Annotated in this window: 21 protein-coding genes; 12 read left to right on the forward strand and 9 right to left on the reverse strand. The window is 71.3% G+C overall.

Features of this window, described 5'->3' with window-relative positions:
- The first annotated feature begins 24 nt into the window (after nt 1–24).
- On the forward strand, nt 25–519 hold the full coding sequence (locus HC031_RS24555; protein WP_167927768.1) for a DUF4442 domain-containing protein: 495 nt from the start codon (nt 25–27) through the stop codon (nt 517–519).
- Here the strand turns inward: HC031_RS24555 and HC031_RS24560 are convergent.
- Both HC031_RS24560 and HC031_RS24565 read right to left on the reverse strand, forming a co-directional pair.
- Entirely contained in the window at nt 512–2,062 is a 1,551-nt protein-coding gene (locus HC031_RS24560; RefSeq protein ID WP_167927769.1) for a M4 family metallopeptidase, read from the reverse strand. The two genes, HC031_RS24555 and HC031_RS24560, sit on opposite strands and share 8 nt — an antisense overlap.
- A 148-nt stretch (nt 2,063–2,210) precedes the next feature.
- Complete coding sequence (locus tag HC031_RS24565) at nt 2,211–3,044, reverse strand: DMT family transporter (RefSeq protein WP_167927770.1); 834 nt, start codon at nt 3,042–3,044, stop codon at nt 2,211–2,213.
- 24 nt (nt 3,045–3,068) lie between these two features.
- Here HC031_RS24565 and HC031_RS24570 point away from each other — a divergent pair, with 24 nt between their 5' ends.
- The 7 genes from HC031_RS24570 (at nt 3,069) to HC031_RS24600 (ending at nt 7,869) form a co-directional block, all read left to right on the forward strand.
- Nucleotides 3,069–3,512 carry a spore germination protein GerW family protein gene (locus HC031_RS24570; RefSeq protein WP_240942899.1) on the forward strand — a complete coding sequence of 148 codons (444 nt, stop codon included), beginning with the start codon at nt 3,069–3,071 and terminating at the stop codon, nt 3,510–3,512.
- Between the two features lie 222 nt (nt 3,513–3,734).
- On the forward strand, nt 3,735–4,547 hold the full coding sequence (locus HC031_RS24575) for a S1 family peptidase (protein WP_167927771.1): 813 nt from the start codon (nt 3,735–3,737) through the stop codon (nt 4,545–4,547).
- A 70-nt stretch (nt 4,548–4,617) separates the two neighbouring features.
- Complete coding sequence (locus tag HC031_RS24580; protein ID WP_167927772.1) at nt 4,618–5,484, forward strand: alpha/beta fold hydrolase; 867 nt, start codon at nt 4,618–4,620, stop codon at nt 5,482–5,484.
- 11 nt (nt 5,485–5,495) lie between these two features.
- Nucleotides 5,496–5,921 (forward strand): alternative ribosome rescue aminoacyl-tRNA hydrolase ArfB, encoded by a 426-nt coding sequence (gene arfB, locus HC031_RS24585; protein WP_167927773.1) that lies wholly within the window; start codon nt 5,496–5,498, stop codon nt 5,919–5,921.
- 84 nt (nt 5,922–6,005) lie between these two features.
- Nucleotides 6,006–6,902 (forward strand): thymidylate synthase, encoded by an 897-nt coding sequence (gene thyA / locus HC031_RS24590; RefSeq protein ID WP_167927774.1) that lies wholly within the window; start codon nt 6,006–6,008, stop codon nt 6,900–6,902.
- Complete coding sequence (locus HC031_RS24595; protein ID WP_167927775.1) at nt 6,899–7,411, forward strand: dihydrofolate reductase; 513 nt, start codon at nt 6,899–6,901, stop codon at nt 7,409–7,411. The genes thyA and HC031_RS24595 overlap by 4 nt, the downstream gene beginning before the upstream one ends.
- Nucleotides 7,412–7,419: 8 nt before the next feature.
- On the forward strand, nt 7,420–7,869 hold the full coding sequence (locus tag HC031_RS24600) for an HIT family protein (RefSeq protein ID WP_167927776.1): 450 nt from the start codon (nt 7,420–7,422) through the stop codon (nt 7,867–7,869).
- Here HC031_RS24600 and HC031_RS24605 read toward each other — a convergent pair.
- From HC031_RS24605 to HC031_RS24625, 5 genes are all read right to left on the reverse strand, one after another.
- A complete protein-coding gene (locus tag HC031_RS24605; RefSeq protein WP_205863187.1) occupies nt 7,841–8,605 on the reverse strand; it encodes a deaminase in 765 nt (254 codons plus the stop codon). The genes HC031_RS24600 and HC031_RS24605 overlap by 29 nt on opposite strands.
- A 77-nt stretch (nt 8,606–8,682) precedes the next feature.
- Nucleotides 8,683–9,282, reverse strand: coding sequence for an adenylyltransferase/cytidyltransferase family protein (locus HC031_RS24610; protein ID WP_167927777.1), 600 nt, complete (start codon nt 9,280–9,282; stop codon nt 8,683–8,685).
- Nucleotides 9,283–9,493: 211 nt separating this feature from the next.
- Nucleotides 9,494–9,784, reverse strand: a complete 291-nt coding sequence (locus tag HC031_RS24615) for a hypothetical protein (RefSeq protein ID WP_167927778.1) — start codon at nt 9,782–9,784, stop codon at nt 9,494–9,496.
- Nucleotides 9,784–10,092 (reverse strand): AbrB/MazE/SpoVT family DNA-binding domain-containing protein, encoded by a 309-nt coding sequence (locus tag HC031_RS24620; RefSeq protein WP_167927779.1) that lies wholly within the window; start codon nt 10,090–10,092, stop codon nt 9,784–9,786. Before HC031_RS24620 ends, HC031_RS24615 begins: the two co-directional genes overlap by 1 nt.
- 177 nt (nt 10,093–10,269) lie before the next feature.
- Nucleotides 10,270–11,901: a serine/threonine-protein kinase gene (locus HC031_RS24625; protein WP_167927780.1), complete on the reverse strand. Its 1,632-nt coding sequence runs from the start codon at nt 11,899–11,901 to the stop codon at nt 10,270–10,272.
- A 159-nt stretch (nt 11,902–12,060) separates the two neighbouring features.
- Between HC031_RS24625 and HC031_RS33415 the strand changes: the two genes are divergently transcribed.
- A complete protein-coding gene (locus tag HC031_RS33415) occupies nt 12,061–12,411 on the forward strand; it encodes an anti-sigma factor antagonist (protein ID WP_167927781.1) in 351 nt (116 codons plus the stop codon).
- A gap of 58 nt (nt 12,412–12,469) precedes the next feature.
- Here HC031_RS33415 and HC031_RS24635 read toward each other — a convergent pair whose 3' ends face one another.
- Nucleotides 12,470–14,080 carry a glycosyl hydrolase family 18 protein gene (locus HC031_RS24635; RefSeq protein ID WP_167927782.1) on the reverse strand — a complete coding sequence of 537 codons (1,611 nt, stop codon included), beginning with the start codon at nt 14,078–14,080 and terminating at the stop codon, nt 12,470–12,472.
- 222 nt (nt 14,081–14,302) lie between these two features.
- On the opposite strand from HC031_RS24635, the gene HC031_RS24640 reads away from it, so the two are divergent.
- The 3 genes from HC031_RS24640 to HC031_RS24650 all read left to right on the forward strand — a co-directional run bounded on the left by HC031_RS24640 (nt 14,303) and on the right by HC031_RS24650 (nt 16,948).
- Nucleotides 14,303–15,196 (forward strand): hypothetical protein, encoded by an 894-nt coding sequence (locus HC031_RS24640; RefSeq protein ID WP_167927783.1) that lies wholly within the window; start codon nt 14,303–14,305, stop codon nt 15,194–15,196.
- 30 nt (nt 15,197–15,226) lie between these two features.
- Nucleotides 15,227–15,889 carry an HAD-IA family hydrolase gene (locus tag HC031_RS24645; RefSeq protein WP_167927784.1) on the forward strand — a complete coding sequence of 221 codons (663 nt, stop codon included), beginning with the start codon at nt 15,227–15,229 and terminating at the stop codon, nt 15,887–15,889.
- 117 nt (nt 15,890–16,006) lie between these two features.
- The gene (locus HC031_RS24650; RefSeq protein WP_167927785.1) at nt 16,007–16,948 is read left to right on the forward strand and encodes a GNAT family N-acetyltransferase; all 942 of its coding nucleotides are present in this window, start codon (nt 16,007–16,009) and stop codon (nt 16,946–16,948) included.
- Between the two features lie 9 nt (nt 16,949–16,957).
- On the opposite strand, the gene ppgK is transcribed toward HC031_RS24650, so the two are convergent.
- Nucleotides 16,958–17,703 (reverse strand): polyphosphate--glucose phosphotransferase (gene ppgK, locus HC031_RS24655; RefSeq protein WP_240942900.1); only part of this gene is annotated, 746 nt, incomplete at its 5' end.

The raw sequence follows: 17,703 nt of genomic DNA on the forward strand, positions 1-17,703 counted from the left end.
GCTACTAGCGAGTAACATCCGGGCATGACCGTTCTCCCCGACCTGCCGACGCTCGCGGCGATGATGACCGGCGCGGTGCCCTTCGCGCGTACGCTCGGAATCCGTTACCTGGAGCTCGCTCCCGACGGCGCCGACGGGGTGCGCGTGGTGGTCGCGCTGCCCGACGTCGCCGACTTCCACAACCACGTGGGCGGCCCGCACGCGGGGGCGATGTTCACGCTCGGCGAGACGGCGTCCGGCGCGGTCGTCATGGCGGCGTTCGGCGGCCAACTCGACCGCGCCACGCCGCTTGCGGTACGCGCCGACATCGCGTACCGCAAGCTGGCCATGGGCGAGGTACGGGCGACCGCCCGGCTGTCGCGTCCGGTGACCGAGGTCGTCGCCGAGCTCGATGCCGGTACCCGGCCGGAGTTCGAGGTGTCCGTCGAGATCGCGACGCTCGACGGCACGGTCACCGCCGACATGCGCGTGCTCTGGACCCTTCGCCCGAACCGCTCGGTGGCGCCGGGTACTAGCTGACGGCGACCGCGGTCCACGCCGCGGCGACCGCCTTGTACTGCGTGCTGTTCGCGCCGAACAGGTCGCTCGCCGCGTTCAGCGTGGCAGTACGCGCGCCCTTGTAGTTGGTGGTCGACGTCATGTACGTCGTCAGCGCCCGGTACCAGATCTTCTCCGCCGCCGAGTTCCCGACGCCGGTGACGCCGGGCGCGCCGTTGCAGGTCGGGCTGTTGTACGCGACCCCGTTGACGGTGTGGGCGCCGCTGCCGACCGCCAGCAGGAAGAAGAAGTGGTTGGCCACGCCCGACGAGTAGTGCACGTCCAGGCTGCCGACGCTCGGCGTCCAGCAGCTCGCCGACTTCCCGTCCTTGCCCGGGTCGTCCATGTACCGCAGCGGCTGGCCGTTCTTGCGGATCTTCTCGCCGATGAGGTAGTCGGGGACGTCCTTGGGGTTGTTGGCGTAGAACTCGACCATCGTGCCGAAGATGTCGCTGGTCGCCTCGTTGAGGCCGCCGGACTCGCCGGAGTAGCGCAGGCCGGCCGTGCGGGACGTGACGCCGTGGCTCATCTCGTGGCCGGCGACGTCGAGCGCGACGAACGGGTTGAACTGCGTGCCGTCGCCGTCGCCGTAGGTCATGCAGAAGCAGGAATCCGACCAGAACGCGTTGTTGTACCCCGAGCCGTAGTGGACGGCGTTGTAGCTGCCCCGGCCGTCGTTCGCGATGCCGTTACGGCCGTGCACGGCCTTGTAGTAGTCCCAGGTCTCCGCGACGCCGTACTGCGCGTCGACCGCGATGGTCTGCCGGTCGCTCAGTGACCCGGTGCCCCAGACGTCGTCGGCGTCGGTGAACACGGCGTTGCCGTTGCCGGCGTCGACGGTGTAATTGCCGCCGCGCTTCGGGTCCTTGAGCTGGTACGAGCTGCCCGACTTCGTGGTGTCGAGGGTCACGGTGCCGACGTTGAAGCCGGTTCCGGTGCCGGTCTCGTGGTCGGGCCAGGAGTCGCTGACGGCGCCCGTCGTGGCGTCGACGAGGACCGTCATCGTGGTCGTGTCGCCGTCCTCGCCGCGCACGCCGGGTATCGAGGTTTTCCAGACCAGGTGTGGTGTCCCGGCCGCGTCGATGGCGAGGCTCGGCGCCGTGGCCGCGCCCGTACCGTGGAACTTCGCCGTCGCCGCCTGGGCGGCGACGGTCGCGGTCACGGTCGGGGTGGTGGGCGCCGACAGGGGCGCCGCCAGCGGCTGCGCCGACATCGCCCGCATCGTGCCGGCCTTGTCCAGGTGGACGACGATGTCGCCGCCGAGGACGGGAAGCCCGGCGTGTACCCGGTCGTACCGGACGTGCGAGGTGCCGTCGCGGTCCACGGTCGTGTTCCGGACCTGGAACTGGTCGGCGTCGGTGACCCCGACCTCCGTCGCGTGCGTGTGCAGGGCCGCCGTCGCGTGGGACACGGCGAACGCCTCCGTGTCGACGCGACCGGTGCTCGCGTCCGACGGGGTGACAACGGCTACGACGCCGAGCCCGACGACGGACGCGACCGTACCCGCTGTGACGATCCGTTTCATACTTCATCCCCTCAGTCCGATTTATCGATCGGAATGAGTGAAAGCATGAACCGGATATGTTTCATGAGAAAGACGAACGTCGATAGGGTTTCCCCTATACGCAGGGGGGTTTATAGCTGCCTGTGACGGATGCGGTCGCGGTGTGTGTTCAGGATGCCGCCAGGATCAGCGAGGCGGCGGCGAGGCCGAGCCCGGCCAGTTGGAGCAGTCTGATCCGCTCCCGGTCGACCGCGAGGGCCAGCAGGACGGTGGTTGCCGGGTACAGCGAGGAGATCGGCGCGACGACGCTCAGGGCGCCGTCCCGCGCGGCGAGCACGTACGTGAGGTTCGCGGTGAAGTCGAGCGCGCCGGCTGCCAACGCCCAGCGCAGCGCCGGGCCGGTCAGCAGCGGGGCGGTGCGCGCGCGGCGCGCCAGCAGCCAGCCCATGGCGAGGCCGGTGAACTGGGCGGCCGCCAGGGGCCACATCCCGGCGCCGGCGCCGGCGCGCGACAGCATCGTCATGAACAGGCCGAAGCCCGCCCCCGCGGCGAGTGCCAGGCCGACGATGGCCGGACCCACGTGCTTGCGCCCGTCGCCCGGCCCGGTACTCACGAGCGCGATGGCGCCGATCGCGCACGCCGCGCCGGTCATCGCCGCCGGCGCCGGCGCGCCGTCGACGACGATGCCGATGAGAAACGGTACGAGCGCCGACGTCACCGCCGTCACGGGCGCCACCACGGTCATCGCTCCGGTGGCGAGGCCCCGGTAGAGCAGGATGATGCCGGTCAGGCCGAACACCCCCGCCAGGACGCCCCAGCCCAGGGCCGCCCGGGTCGGTGTGCCGCCGGTGACGGCCAGCCCGAGTGCGAGCACCGGCAGGCCGGCGAGCTTGGAGGTTACGGATACGGCCAGCGTCGACGCGCGCTGGGTGGCCTTGCCGCCGGAGAAGTCGGCCGCGCCCCAGACGAGCGCGGTCGTGACCGCGAACAGTAGCGAAACCATGATCCCTGGACGATAGGCCTCTCGTTGATCGCCGCCTGCGCGGGACGGGCCGCCTGCGCGGGGCGGATCGTCGCCTGCGCGGGATGGGCGGACGTGCAGGATGTACCGGTTGGAACTGTCGACAGGAGGTGCGGGATGAAGGCGAGCGACGTGCTGGCGAAGGCGCGGGACGCCATGACGGTCCGGATGGCGTTCGGTGATCCGATCGTCCAGGGCGACGTTGTTGTGGTGCCGGCGGCGAAGGTCCGTGGTGGCGCGGGTGGCGGCTCGGAGAACGAGGGCGACGGTGGGGGCGCCGGGTTCGGTGTGACGACGACGCCGATCGGCGCATTCGTCATCAAGGACGGCAATGTCAGGTGGCACCCGGCGATCGACATTAACAAGATCGTCGTGGGTGGGCAGATCGTGGGTGTCGTCGCGCTGCTGAGTCTGCGTTCGATCCTGAAAGCCCGTAGCCGGCGGCGTTAGCGGGTCCCAGCGTGGGGTGTGTGTCCGAATGTTCGCCCGTCGCGTGGACGGGCGTGGGGTCCTCATTCGCACACCCCTTTAATTTAACCGTCTTGAATGAGCGCCCATTGCACTCATACATTGACCGCCTCCAATGTCTTGTCCGGTCTCCGGCGGTCCGGAGCCGCTCCGGCGATCCCGGGCGGCCAGGCGCCGAAGCCGGCGTCGAAAGGGGAGGCAGCAATGGCGTCAATCAAGGCACCCGCGCTCCACCGCCGCCTGGCCGTGCCGCTCGTCACCGTCGCGGTCGCCGCGGTCGGGGCACTCGCCGTGCCCGCCGCCGCGCACGCGGCGCAGGTACGCCCGGACCCGAGTCCGTCCGTCGTCGGCGGTACGCGAGCCGCGCAGGGTGAGTTCCCGTGGGTGGTGCGGCTGTCGATGGGCTGCGACGGTGCCCTGTACACCGCGCAGGTCGTCCTGACCGCCGCGCACTGCGTCAACGGCACCGGCGCCAACTCGGGCATCACGGTGACGGCCGGGGTCGTCGACCTCAGGAGCGCGTCGGCCGTCAAGGTGCGCTCCGCGTACGTCTACCGCGCCCCGGGATACCCCAGCAACAACGACGACTGGGCGCTCATCAAGCTGGCCTCGCCGGTCAACCTGCCCACCCTGCCGACCGCGACGACGGCCGCGTACAACAGCGGCACCTTCACGATCATGGGTTGGGGCGCCGCGCAGGAGGGCGGAGCGCAGCAGCGGTACCTGCTCAAGGCGCAGGTGCCCTTCGTCGACGACGCGACCTGCGGTTCGGCGTACGGCTCGGACTTCGAAGCCGCGAAGATGCTGTGCGCGGGTGACATGCGCAACGGGGGCGTCGACACCTGCCAGGGTGACTCCGGCGGCCCGATGGTCCACCGCGACGACGCCGGCAACTGGGTCGAGGTGGGCATCGTCAGCTTCGGCCAGGGCTGCGCGCGGCCCGGCTACCCGGGCGTGTACACCGAGGTCTCCACGTTCGCCGCCGCGATCGCCAGCGCGGCGGCCCGCCTGCCCTAGCGCGGCCACCCGGCGGGCCCGGACCCGGTGCGGTCCGGGCCCGCCGGAAAGCGATCAGTATGGTCAGGCGATGCCCACCTTCGCCGGCGCCGACGGAGCGCCGCTGTACTACCGCGACGACGCGTACCGGGGTGCGACCGGGGACGACCGGACACCGCTCGTCGCCCTCGCCGGTGGCGCCGCCCGGCACCCGGACTACCTGGGAGATCTGGCGGGGCTGGGTGACCGGTACCGCCTCGTGGTGCCCCATCTGCGCGGGGTGGGTCGCACCCCGATGCCCGGTGCGGTCGGGCGGGCCTCGTTCTGGCGGCAGGCCGAGGATGTCGAGCGCCTGCGCGTCCGCCTGGGCCTCGAGCGCGTGCTGCTCGTCGGCCACTCGGCCGGTACGAGGCTGGCGCTGAGCTACGCGGCGCAGTTTCCGGACCGCCTCGCCGGCCTGGTGCTGATCACCCCGCCGTCCGCCCATCTGGTCGACGTACCCTCCGACGCCGTGGACCTGATCGCCCGGCGTCGGGGCGAGCCGGCGTTCGACGCCGCCGTGGCGGCGATGGAGGCCGGGCCGGATCTGGGAGACGACGACCGGTTCAACGCCTGGCAGCGCGAGACCGCGCCTGTGGGGTACGCCGCCTGGGGAGCGCGGGAACAGGCGCACGCGGCTGTCGGGAGCTGGAGCCTCGCCGCCGTGAAGGGGTACTTCAGCGTCGAGCCACCGCGGGACTTCGCCGCCCGGCTCGCTCAAGTGACGGCTCCGGTACTGGTCGTCGCGGGATCCGAGGACTGCCTGACCGGGCTGGCGCCGGTGGTTGCGCTGGCCGGAATCTTTCCGGCCGGTCGTGCCGTGGTGCTCGACGAATGCGGGCACTATCCCTGGGTCGAGCAGCCGGCGGCGTTCCGGCAGGTGGTCGAGGGCTTTCTCGGTACGCTGCCGCACCTCTGATCGGGGGACTGATGGACGCATACCTCCAGGTGACCGGCTCGCTCGCGATCCCTCGGTCCGAGCTGACCTGGCGGTTCAGCCGGTCGAGCGGGCCGGGCGGGCAGTCGGTCAATACCGCGGACTCGCGCGCCGAACTGCGCTTCGACCTCGCCGCCACCGGGGCGCTGCCGGAACATCTGAAGGCGCGGGCGCTCGCCCGGCTCGCGCCCCGCCTCGTCGACGGGGTCCTCGCCGTGACCGCCTCCGAGCACCGCTCCCAACTGCAGAACCGGCGCGCCGCCGAGGCCCGCCTCGTCGCGCTCCTGGCCGAGGGTGTGGCGCCGCCCGCGCGTACCCGCCGCCCGACCAGGCCGTCGCGGGGTGCGGTGCAGGCCCGCCTGGACGCCAAGCGCCGGCGCTCGCAGGTCAAGCGGGGTCGCCGCGGCTTCGACGAGTGACTACCCGGCGATCTTGGACACGTAGCGGGGTTATCACACCGTCAGGCGTCCAAGATCGCGGGAGGGACGAGATAGAGTCCCTCGGTGCAGTACGTTCCGTTCGATCAGCGCGAACCAGACTCGCAATACCGGGATCTTCTGGCCCGGATCGTCGAGCACGGCGAGACGTCGCCGACCCGGCAGGGGCCGGCGGCCCGCACGCTCATCCAGCAGACCATGCGGTTCGACCTGGCCAACGGCTTTCCGGTGATCACCGACCGGAGCATCGTCTCGTTCTGGCGCAAGCCGATCGGCGAGCTGTGCGCCTTCATCAACGGTGCGACCACCCTGGAGGAGTTCGCCGAGTTCGGCTGCGACTGGTGGGAGCCGTGGGCGACCCCGGAGAAGACCGCCAAGCGCGGCCTGCCGCCGGGCGACATCGGGCCCGGATCGTACGGCGGGGCGTTCCACGACTTCCCCACCGTCGAGGGGACGCCGTTCGACCAGTTCAAACACCTGGTCGAGCAGATGACGGAGTTCCCGAGCGACCGGACCCACTTCGTCTCGCCCTGGATCCCGCAGTACCAGGTGCGCGGCGAGGGCAAACAGCCGAAGACCACCATCTCGCCGTGCCACGGCTGGGTCCACGTACGGGTGATCAACGAGCGCATCCACCTGCACATGTTCCAGCGCTCCGGCGACGTGCCGGTGGGCGTGCCGTCCAACATGGTCCAGTACGCGGCGCTGGCCCTGATGCTCGAACAGCTGACCGGCTTCGCCGCCGGGGTCTACTACCACACCATCTCGGACGCGCACGTCTACGAAGACCAGCTCGACAAGGTGCTGCCGCTGCTCGACCGGGAGCCGCGCCGGCTGCCCACCGTCCACCTCACCGAGGAGGGCCGGAAGGTCACCGACATCCACGACTTCCGGGCCGAGCACTTCGAACTGTCCGACTACGACCCGCACCCGGCGGTCGGCAGGATCCCGGTGGCGCCATGAGAACCTCGTTCTTCCTCGCCGCGAGCGAGAACGACGTCATCGGCCGCGACAACGACCTGCCCTGGCACCTGTCCGCGGACCTGAAGCGGTTCAAGAGGCTCACGTCCGGGCACGTCGTGGTGACCGGGCGGCTCAACCAGGATTCGATGGTGAGCCGGCTGGGCCGGCCGCTGCCCGGCCGGATCACGGTCGTGGTCACCCGCGACGCCGGACGCCCCGGCGAGGGGCCGGTCATCTACCAGCCGTCGGTGTCCGCGGCGCTGTCGGTGGCCCGCGCGATCGAGGAGTTCGCCGGCGGCGACGAGGTGTTCGTGCTCGGCGGCGCGCAGATCTTCGCCGAGGCGCTGCCCGAGGCCGACACCATCCACCTGACCCGGGTGCACGCGCAGGTCGAGGGCGACGTGCGGATGCCGGCCGGCTGGCTTTCCGGGTTCACGCTCGTCGAGAGCGAGCCGGGCCCGGAAGGTGAGGAGCTGCCCTACACCTTCGAGCGGTACGAGCGTCGGTAGGCGACGGCATGGCGCTCTACCAGCTCGACAACTTCCGGCACCCCGAGCAGCTCGCGGACATGCAGGCGCTCGAGAACGCCGGGATCTGCATCTTCTGCCCGCAGCACCTGACCACCGACCCCAACCACCCGGTCCTGCACCAGACCGCCCACTGGGTGGTCACGACCAACAAGTACCCGTACGCCGAGACGCGGCTGCACCTGCTGCTGGTGCCGCGGGCGCACGTGGAGGACCTGCTGGACCTCGAACCGGCGGCCCGCGACGAGTACTGGACCGTGCTGCGGTGGGTCCGGGACACGTACGGGCTGACGTTCTACAGCATCGGCTCGCGCAACGGCGACGGACGCTACACCGGCAGCTCGATCGCCCACGTCCACGTGCACGTCGTCGTCGGTGACGTGGACGACCCCGAACACCGGGGCGTTCGGTTCAAGATGAGCCACCGGCCCCGGGACTGAGGTCGACCCAGATCAGCTCCACCCCGGCGGCGCGCAGGACCCCGTCGCCGTCGAGCATCGCGTACGGGCCGGCGAAATAGCAGCGCGTGAAGCCGGCCTCGGCGACCAACCGGGCGCAGGCCGGGCACGGAAACGTCGACACGTACAGGTCCGCCCCGGCGAGGCTCACGCCCTCGCGGGCCGCCCGGGCCACGATCGCCGCCTCCGCGTGCTGGGCGGTCGACAGGTCGGGACGCAGCCCGCGGTGGAACTCGTTGCGCGGGTCGCCGTCAAGGTAGGGCGCGTACTCGGTCGGGTGGTGCCGGTTGTACGCCGTACCCAGCACCTTGCCGTCGCGGACGGCGACCGCGCCCACCTGGCGCCACCAGTCGGAGCTGTGCTGCGCCTCGACGACCGCGAGCCGGGTCAATTCCCGGGAGACCTCGTCGGTCGCTACCGTCCCGTCGTAGTCGGCCGGCTTCTCGGCTTGCGCCCAGGGCCGGTCCCAGCGCAGGAACGTACGCTCGAAGATCACGCCCTGGAGCTCGTGGCGGTCGACCAGCTCGCGCATGATCTCTTCGTCCGGTACGACGAGGGTGTCGGCGGTGACCGCGGTGCGCAGGCCGTCCGGCTCGACGACGGTGGCCGGCGTCCCGGTCGCGCGCAGGTAGGCGGCCGCGCGCTCGGGGGTGAGCGCGCGGATGTCCTTGCGCAGCGCCGGGAACCGCTCGGCGAAGCCCCGGCCCAGCAGCAGCACCTCGGCCGCGTCGCGGTGCCGGGTCAGGAACGCCTCGTACCCGGCGTGGAGGACCGGCAGGTAGAGCAGCAGCTGTTTCAGGACCTGCCCCCGGTCTCGTCGATCACGTCCTGGATCAGCTCGGGCAGGCGCTCGGACAGCTTCTTGGACATCACCTCGGCCAGCCCCATCTGCAGCCGGCGCAGCCGGGCGGACGTGCTGACGGTGGCCATCCGCTCCAGGACCTCGACGCGGCCGCAGTACTTGGCCTCCAGCTCGCCGATCTGCTCAGGTGTGTAGGTCTCGGCGGTGGCGACCAGCACGTCGGGGCGCACGGCCTTGATCAGTGACCACTTCGGCTCGTCGACGTGCTTGAGCGTGACCAGGCCGACACCGCGCTGGTGGGTCACCATCCGCAGCCGCTCCAGCTCCGGCACGGCCGGCCGGCCCGGACCCTTGCGCTTGCGCAGCTTCTCGTCGCTGTCGAGCCCCACGATCAGGAAGTCGCCGAACCCGCGGGCCGCCTCCAGGTACATGGAGTGGCCCTCGTGCAGGATGTCGAACGAGCCGCTGGTGAGCACGACCTTCAACCCGAGCACGCGCAGCGCCTGGACGATCTCGGAGATCCGGTCGTAGTCCTTGACGTACCGCAGCTCGAAGTTGGAGGCGTCGGCGAACAGCCCGCTGTTGTTCTGCATGTAGGTGTGCCCCTCCTAGACCCACGCGAGCATAAAGGGTGGTCGCGTCCGCCGGTACAGTCGGCACGGCCTGCCGCCCGGAGGCCGTGCCGGGTCGACCCGTCGGCGGCCGCGTTCCACGCCTCGCTCGACGTGATCTCGCAGGCCTCGCCGACGGTGGAGTTCCCCGGCCAGCGCCTGCTGGCCTGGACTACTGCTGATTTCGGCCGGCTCAGGGACGGTCGAAAACGTCGTGGGTGCCGATGCGCCGCCAGATGATGTGCTGCTCGCCGGGCTGCACCTCGTTGCCGTACTGGAACGTCGCCCGCCTGTCGGGTGCCCAGGTCATCTCCCACACGTTCGGGTGGCCCTGCATCTTCTTCACCCGCAGGCCCTTGCGGAAACGGCCGGTGCGTAGGTCGGCCACGAAGTGCTCCACCGCTTTCTTGAAGGCGGCGCGCTGCTCCGGAGTAAGCCCCTTGAGGTCGTGACGGAAGCTGTCCAGCTGTTCCCAGGTGGGCATCAGTCCTCATCCAGCGAGGCGAGAAAGGCCTCGTCGCTGGTGTGACGCACCGATCGGCCGGCGGCCAGGTCGGCGTCGGACTCGGACTCCTTGGCCTGCCACTCCGGTGTCCAGAACCATGCCTGGTCCCGGGCCACCAGGGTCGCCGGGGTGAGTACGATCCGGCCGTCCTGGACGTCGACGAGCAGGTTGTCGCCCGCCTCCAGGTGCAGTTGCTCGCGGACGCTCTGCGGGATCGTCAGCACGCCGCGTTCGCGCAACGGCGCGGACAGCGGTCGCCGGGCCGGCTGCTCAGCCATCGTGGTCATGCAGCAATTATGTCTCGCAGAAATTCTGCCGTACACCCCATGTCGGTCGCCGAGAGGGAGCTGGGCGGCCGCTGCCACATGCGACGACGGCCAAGGTTGTCGCCCTGCGCGAGGCGCTCGGCCCGGCTTCCGCGACCACGCGGGAGCGGTCGTCGCCGACCGGTGCCGGTGGGCGGTTCAGTCGTCCTTCTTGCCGCCGCCCTTCGGGGGCTTCTTCTTCCCGCCCTGCCCGGCCTGGATCTGGCGCAGCAGGTCACGCAGCTTGCTGTCGGCCTGACCGGGGGCGCTCGACGGGGAGGGGGTGCCCTGCGCACCGGAGGCGGGCGCCGGCTTACCGGCGGCGGTCGGCGTCGAGCCCCCGGCGGCCCGGGTGGTGGCCGGCAGGTTCACCGGAACGTTCACCGCGCCGGTGATCACCGCGCGGCACGTGGCGTTGTTGAGCGTGAACTGCGTCGGGATCGGGTTGGAGTCCTGGTACCCGCCGGTCATGCTGAGCGTGGTCGACCCGCCGGTAGCGATGGCCCCGGTGCCGTGGGCGGTGACCGCGTTGCCGGTCTGTGACCAGGTCGCGCCGGTGCCGCCGGTCACCCGCTGGTCGGCCGGGAAGTCGAAGCGCAGCGTCCAGTCGGGGGCCGGCCGGGCGCCGTGGTTGACGACGGTGACGTCGACGGCGAACGTACCCGACTGGTCCTTCTTGGTCTGGTAGCGCACCTCGCAGGGCGGCGGTGCCGGTGCGGCCTGCTGGCTCGGCGCCGCGGCGAGGGTCGCCGCGTTCGCGGCCGGCTTCGAACCGACCGCCGCCCAGGCGATCGCGCCGGTGGCGGTGACAGCCGCGGCCGTGCCGGCCACCAGGACGGTGCTGCGGCGCCGCGGCCGGCGACGCCTGCGCCCGGCGGCGACCGGGCCGTCCACGCTCATGAGTGCCGTGTCCGCGTCGGTCCGGTCGACCGGATCCCAGCTCAGCGCATCGTCCTGGGGGAGCGGGACCCGGGTCCCGGCGGCGGCGGCGAGTTCGCGCGCGACCTCCTCCGCGCTCGGCCGGTCTTCGGGCAATTTGGCGAGGCTGCGGGCGCACACGTCGGCGACGCGCGACGGCAGCCCGACGACCGGCGGCAGCGGCTGCGGCTCGGCGTACTGATGGGCTTCGATCATCTGGGTGACCGTCTCGGCCTGCCAGGGCAGCCGACCGGTGAGCATGCGGAACAGCAGCAGGCCGAGGGCGTACACGTCGCTGGCCGGCGTCACCGCCTGGCCGCCGAGCCGTTCCGGCGCGACGTAGGCCGGGGTGCCGAGGATGGTCGTCGTATCCTCCGGGTTCGCGCCGGCCAGCGCCGCGATTCCGAAGTCGACGACCTTCACGCCGGCCGGCGTGAGCATCACGTTCGCCGGCTTGATGTCGCGGTGCACCAGCCCGCGCGCGTGCGCGGCGGCCAGCGCCGCCGCCACTTCGGCGGCGATGCGCACGGCGACCGGCCAGGCCAGCTGGCCGTCGGCGAGCCGGGCGTCCAGAGTGACGCCCTCGACAAGCTCCATGACGACGAACGGGACCCGGGTGCCGTCCGACTCGACCGCCTCGCCGTAGTCGTACACGCTGGTGACGTGCGGGTGGGACAGCCGGCCGGCGGCCTGCGCCTCGTAGCGGATGAGGTCCCGCGAGGCGGCGTCGCCGGCGTACCGGCCGCTGAGCATCTTCACTGCCACATCGCGTCCGAGTACCTCGTCGTGGGCCCGCCACACAACGGACATGCCGCCCGCGCCGAGGCGTTCGACCAGCCGGTACCGGTCGGTCAGCAGACGTACGGCTTCCATGTTCAGGTGATGCCCCTATCGACCAGCCCCTACACGCCCTTAATCCACCCCTAAGATAGGGCAAAATAGGAAGAAAGCGGGGAGATTCGACCCAGAAGGCGGAACCGGCGCGCAAGTCATAGGCTGAGGTGACTTGGACGGGGACGAAATGGGGGCGCTGTGGACCCGCACCGGCGTTCGGAGGAGGGGCTCCGGTTCGTCGTCGTCGCGAGCGGGGCCGACGGTGTGCGCGTCGCGGTCGACGGCGAGGTCGACTTCCTGACGGCGCCACGGCTCAAGAGGGGGCTGTGGTGGGTGCTGGCGGAGTTCGACCCCCGTGACCTCGTGGTCGACCTATCCGGAGTGTCCTTCCTGGACAGTACCGGCCGGGGTGCGCTCCTGCACGGATGGCGCCTGGCGCAGGAGCGCAACTGCCGGCTGACCGTCGTGAACCCGCAACGGCCCGTGCTGGCCATGCTGCGGATCGCCGGAGTGGCGGCGCATCTGGGGCTCGACGCCGCCCACTCCTGACTCGATCTTGGACACTTGTGCGAGCTATAGCTCGCACAAGTGTCCAAGATCGTAGAAGCTAGCGCATGGCGGCGATCAGCTCGCCGTTGGCGGTGTCACCGCTGAGCTCCCAGAAGAACGCGCCACCGAGCCCCTGGCTCTTGACGTAGCCCATCTTGCCCCCGATCGTGGCCGGCGTGTCGTAGCTCCACCACTCGCTGCCGCACTTCGCGTACGCGGTGCCCGCCACCGTGCCGGTCGCCGGGCATCTGTTCTTGAGTACCTTGTAGTCCTCGATGCCCTGCTCGTAGGTGCCCGGCGCCGGTCCGGTCGCCGTGCCGCCCGGCGTGCTCTGCGTCACGCCCGTCCAGCCCCGGCCGTAGAAGCCGATACCGAGCAGCAGCTTGTTGCGCGGAACGCCCTTGCTGATCAGCTTCTGGATCGCCGCGTCGGCGTAGAAGCCCGCCGTCGGGATGCCGGGGTACGAGTACAGCGGCGAGTGCGGTGCGGTGGGGCCCTGGGCCGCCCAGGCGCCGAAGTAGTCGTACGTCATGGGGTTGTACCAGTTGACGTACTGCGCCGCGCCGGCGTAGTCGGCGGCGTCGATCTTGCCACCGTTGCTGCCGTCGGCCGTGATGGCCGCGGTCACCAGGCTGTTCGCGCCGAAGCGGGACCGCAACGCGGCCATCAGGTTCTTGAAGGCGGCCGGACCGCTGGTGTCGCAGCTCAGGCCACACGCGTTCGGGTACTCCCAGTCGATGTCGATGCCGTCGAACACGTCCGCCCAGCGTGGGTCCTCCACCAGCTTGTAGCAGGAGTCGGCGAACGCCGCCGGGTTGGCCGCCGCCTGGCCGAAGCCGTTCGACCAGGTCCAGCCGCCGAACGACCAGACCACCTTCAGGCCGGGGTGCATCTTCTTGAGCCGGCGTAGCTGGCCGAAGCTGCCCCGCAGCGCGCCGGCGTCCCAGGTGTCGGAGACGCCGTCCACGCTGGACGCCGCGTCGTAGAACTTGTCGTAGTCGGCGTAGCTGTCGCCGATCGCGCACTGCCCGTTGGTCACGTTGCCGAACGCGTAGTTGATGACGTTGAGCTTCGACGCGCTCCCGCTCGTCTCGATGTTCTTGACGTGGTAGTTGCGGCCGTAGACACCCCACTCGGTGAAGTACCCGACGACCTTTCCGCCGCCACCGCCCGGCGGTGGGGGCGGCGGGGTGGTCGGCGGCGCCGTCGTGGGTGGTGTGGTCGTGGGTGGTGTGGTCGTGGGCGGTGCCGTGGTGGGCGGCGTGCTCCCGCCGCCGCACGGAGCGCCGTTGACCGTGCAGTTGGTCGGAGCGCCTGATCCGGTCGTGTTGAAGCCGAAGGATGTCTTCGCGCCGGCGGCCACGCTGCCGTTGTACTCGCGGTTCCGGGCGACCACGTGGCTGCCCGACTGGGTCATCAGCGCGTCCCAGTAGGAGCCGAGCGCCGTGCCGGCCGGCAGGTCGAACTCCACCGTCCAGGAGGTGATGGGGTTCGCGGTGCCGTTGGTGATCGTGTACGTCGCGGTCTGGCCGGTTCCCCAGGAGTTCGTGGAGAACGAGGCGGTGACCGATCCGTCCGCGTTGGCGGACGTGGCGGCGACGGCGACGGCCCCGGCGGCGAGGAGGGCCGCCGTCCCGGCGGCGACGAAACTTGCCCGTTTTCTGTTCATGGCCTCTCCCGAGGTGTGGGCCCTGATCGATGGGCTTCCATCGATTGAGCAGACAATAAGGAAACTTAACTAAAGGAGCAAGGGTTCGGCCGCAACCAGGGGCCGGCCGTCCGCGGCGCGGGCGGGAGAGCGGTCGGGCCGCCCGTCGGAGGCGCGGACGAGAAAGCGCTCGCTAGGCTGACGGCTACCGACCGTAAGAGTTGTCGATGGAGGTGGGCGTACGTGACCGGTGCAGTGGCACAGGCCGCCGCCTACCTTCGGATGCTGCTGCTGCGAACCGGCGAGTACCGGAACCGCTGGGAACGGCGCGCGCGGCAGCCGTGCCCGGAGGAGGTCGACGTCGATGCGGTCGCCCAGGTCCTCGCCGAGACCGGCGACGGCGGCGCCGATCCCGTGACGATCGCGCGGCAGGCGCTCGACGGCTCCGCGCTGGACGCCGGGACCGTCCGCCTGTTCGCGCGCGCGTTCGCCCTCGATGGGCGGGATGCGACCAGGCTGCACGAGCTGCTGCGGGGCTCCGCCTCGGTACGGGTCATCACCGGCGAGGCGAGGTCACTGCAGGAGCAGATCCAGCAGAGCGGGCCGCCGCGCCATCGCACCCTCGCGCTGCACGAGCTGCACGTCCTCGGGCCGGACGGCACGCCCGCCGAGCACCGGACCATCCAGGTCATCCGGGCCGAGGTCGACGGGTTGACCGCGTACCCGTACCGGTTCGACACCGACGAGCTGGCTGTTGAGGTGACCCGCGGCGGGCGGGTCGGCGACCGGATCTACCGGATCACCGACACGCTGTACGCCGTCGACATCCTGCTGGATCGGCCGCTCGCCGCCGGGGAGACCGCGTTCACCCAGGTGCGTACGACCTTCTTCTACCGGACCCCGCCCCCTCCCGAGTTCCGTCGGGGCGTGCTGCGCCGCACCGACGACGTCACCCTGTGGGTGAAGTTCCACCCGCGCCGCGTGCCGGCCCGGGTATGGCTGGCCCGCTGGGACGGCATCGACCACGCGCGCATCGTCGACCGGCAGCCCGCCGAGCTCGACGACGACCTGGCGGTGCACGGCAGGTTCGGCCCGATCGAACGCGCCGTCGTCGGGTTCTACTGGGAATGGGACTGACCTGGGGCAACGGTCAGGAGGGATGAATTCGTGACGGACGCGGTGGTATTCGACCTCGACGGTGTGCTGATCGACTCCGAGCCGGTGTGGGAGCAGGTGCGGCGCGCGTACGTCGCCGAAGCCGGCGGCCGGTGGCTGCCGGACAGCCAGCAGCGGCTGATGGGCATGAGCACCCTCGAATGGGCCCGGTATCTGAGCGCCGACCTCGGCGTCGGGCGCCCGCCGGAGGTGGTGGCCGCCGACGTGATCGACCGGATGGCGCGCCGCTACGCGCAGGAGCTTCCGCTGCTGCCCGGCGCGGTCGAGGCGGTACACCGGGTCGGCGAACGGTGGCCGCTCGGGCTCGCCAGCTCGTCGCCCGCGCGGCTGATCGGCACGGTTCTGGAGGCGACCGGTCTCACGAACCGGTTCGCGGTGGCCATGTCCACCGAGGAGGTACCCCGGGGCAAGCCCGCGCCCGACGTCTACCTCGCGGTCGCCGGCAGGCTGGGCGTCGCGCCCGGCACCTGCGTGGCCGTCGAGGACTCCAGCAACGGTCTGCGCGCCGCCCACGCGGCCGGGATGCGGGTCGTCGCCATACCGCACCCGGCGTACCCGCCGCAGCCCGACGCCCTCGCGCTCGCCGATCTCGTCCTGGGTGGGCTCGACGAGCTCACCGTCGAAGCGTTGAGCGGGACCGGCCGCCCGGCGTAGCGGGCGCGCTGTTCGGCCGGCGTAGCGAGCGCGCTGGTCGGCCCGCGCCCTCAAGCCGGCCCACGGTAGGCGTCAAATCGGTTCCGCCGCCGTCGCGGCCGTCGTTAGGGTCGCGGGATGGTGGAGTTGACCGCGCGAGAATACCGGGAGGCCGACGCGTCCCGGCTGGCCGAGCTGATCAACCTGGTCGAGGAGGACGCCGGAGGTCACGCCGGCCTCACCGCCGGCTACGTCGAGTCGACCGTCCGCGGCCTGGTCCGCGACCCGGTGACCGATACCCGCCTGCTGTCCGCGCCTGACGGGGACCTCGTCGCGGTCGGGCTGGTCTTCGCGCCGCCCGGCGCGGGCTCCCGGGTCGACCTGATGGGCTGCGTCCACCCGCGCTGGCGCGGTCGCGGCATCGGCCGCGACCTGCTCGGCTGGGAGCTCGACCGGGCCGCCGAGGTTCACCGGGCCGCGGGGGCGGGCACCGCGTGGGAGGCCCAGGTCGACACGGCGGCGGGCAACGACAGCGCCGACCGGCTCTACCGGCGGTTCGGCTTCAGCCCGGTACGGTACTGGTTCCACATGGTCGCGCCCACCGGGTCCGCGTCGCACCCGACGCTGCCCGACGGTATCCGCGTGACGGGCTACCAGGCCGGCCACGACAAGGAACTGCACGAGGCGCACACGGAGGCCTTCGCCGACCACTGGGGATCTCAGGCGAGGCAGTACGACGACTGGGCGACGATGACCGTACGGTCGGAGAGCTTCCTGCCCGGGCTGTCCACGGTGGCGTTCGATGGCGACGAGATCGCCGGGTACGCGCTGACCTACGGCGACGCCGACCCGGGCCGGATCTACATCGGCCAGGTCGGCGTGCGGCGGCCGTGGCGCCGTCGCGGCCTGGCCGGAGCGCTCCTGACCCGGGTGCTGGCGGCGGCGCGGGCGGAGGGCAGGCAGACGGCCTCGCTCGGGGTCGATGCCGACAGCCCGACCGGTGCGGTGGGCGTCTACGAGCGGGCCGGGTTCGAGGTCGTGTCCCGTGCCGTCACGTACGCGCGGCCGCTGCTGCCCTGAGCCCCGGCGTCAGGCCTGGCCGTTCGCGGCGAGGGCCGCGCCGATGATGCCCGCGTTGTTCTGCAGGTGCGCCGGCACGACCGGGGTGCGGATCTCGATCGACGGCAGGAACTTCTCGGCCTTCTTGCTGACCCCGCCGCCAATGATGATGAGGTCCGGCCAGAACAGGGCCTCCACGTGCCGCAGGTACCGCTGGACCCGGTGCGCCCAGGCGTGCCAGCTCAGGTCCTCGACGTCGCGGGCGCGGTCGGAGGCGCGCTGCTCGGCGTCGTGCCCGTCCAGTTCGAGGTGCCCGAGCTCGGTGTTGGGTATGAGCGCGCCGTCGTGGAACAGCGCGCTGCCGATCCCGGTGCCGAAGGTCAGCATGATGGTCGTGCCGTGCCGGTCGCGGCCGGCGCCGAACCGCATCTCGGCGATGCCCGCCGCGTCGGCGTCGTTGATGACCGTGACCGGGCGGCCGATCGCCTTCGTGAAGAGGTCGGCCGCGGGCGCGTCGAGCCACGCCTTGTCGACGTTGGCCGCCGTCCTGACGACCCCGGAGACCACGACGCCCGGAAAGGTGACCCCCACCCGGTCCGCCGCGTCGAAGTGGCGCGCCACCTCCGCGGCCGTTTCGACGACGCGCTCCACGGTCGCCGGCTGCGGCGTCTCCAGCCGGTACCGTTCGAGCGCCAGGTCGCCGGCCGCCAGGTCCACCGGCGCGCCCTTGATGCCCGATCCGCCGATGTCGATCCCCAGCATGGTCATGCCATCCA

This window comes from Planosporangium thailandense, assembly GCF_011947195.1.
Lineage (GTDB): Bacteria > Actinomycetota > Actinomycetes > Mycobacteriales > Micromonosporaceae > Planosporangium > Planosporangium thailandense.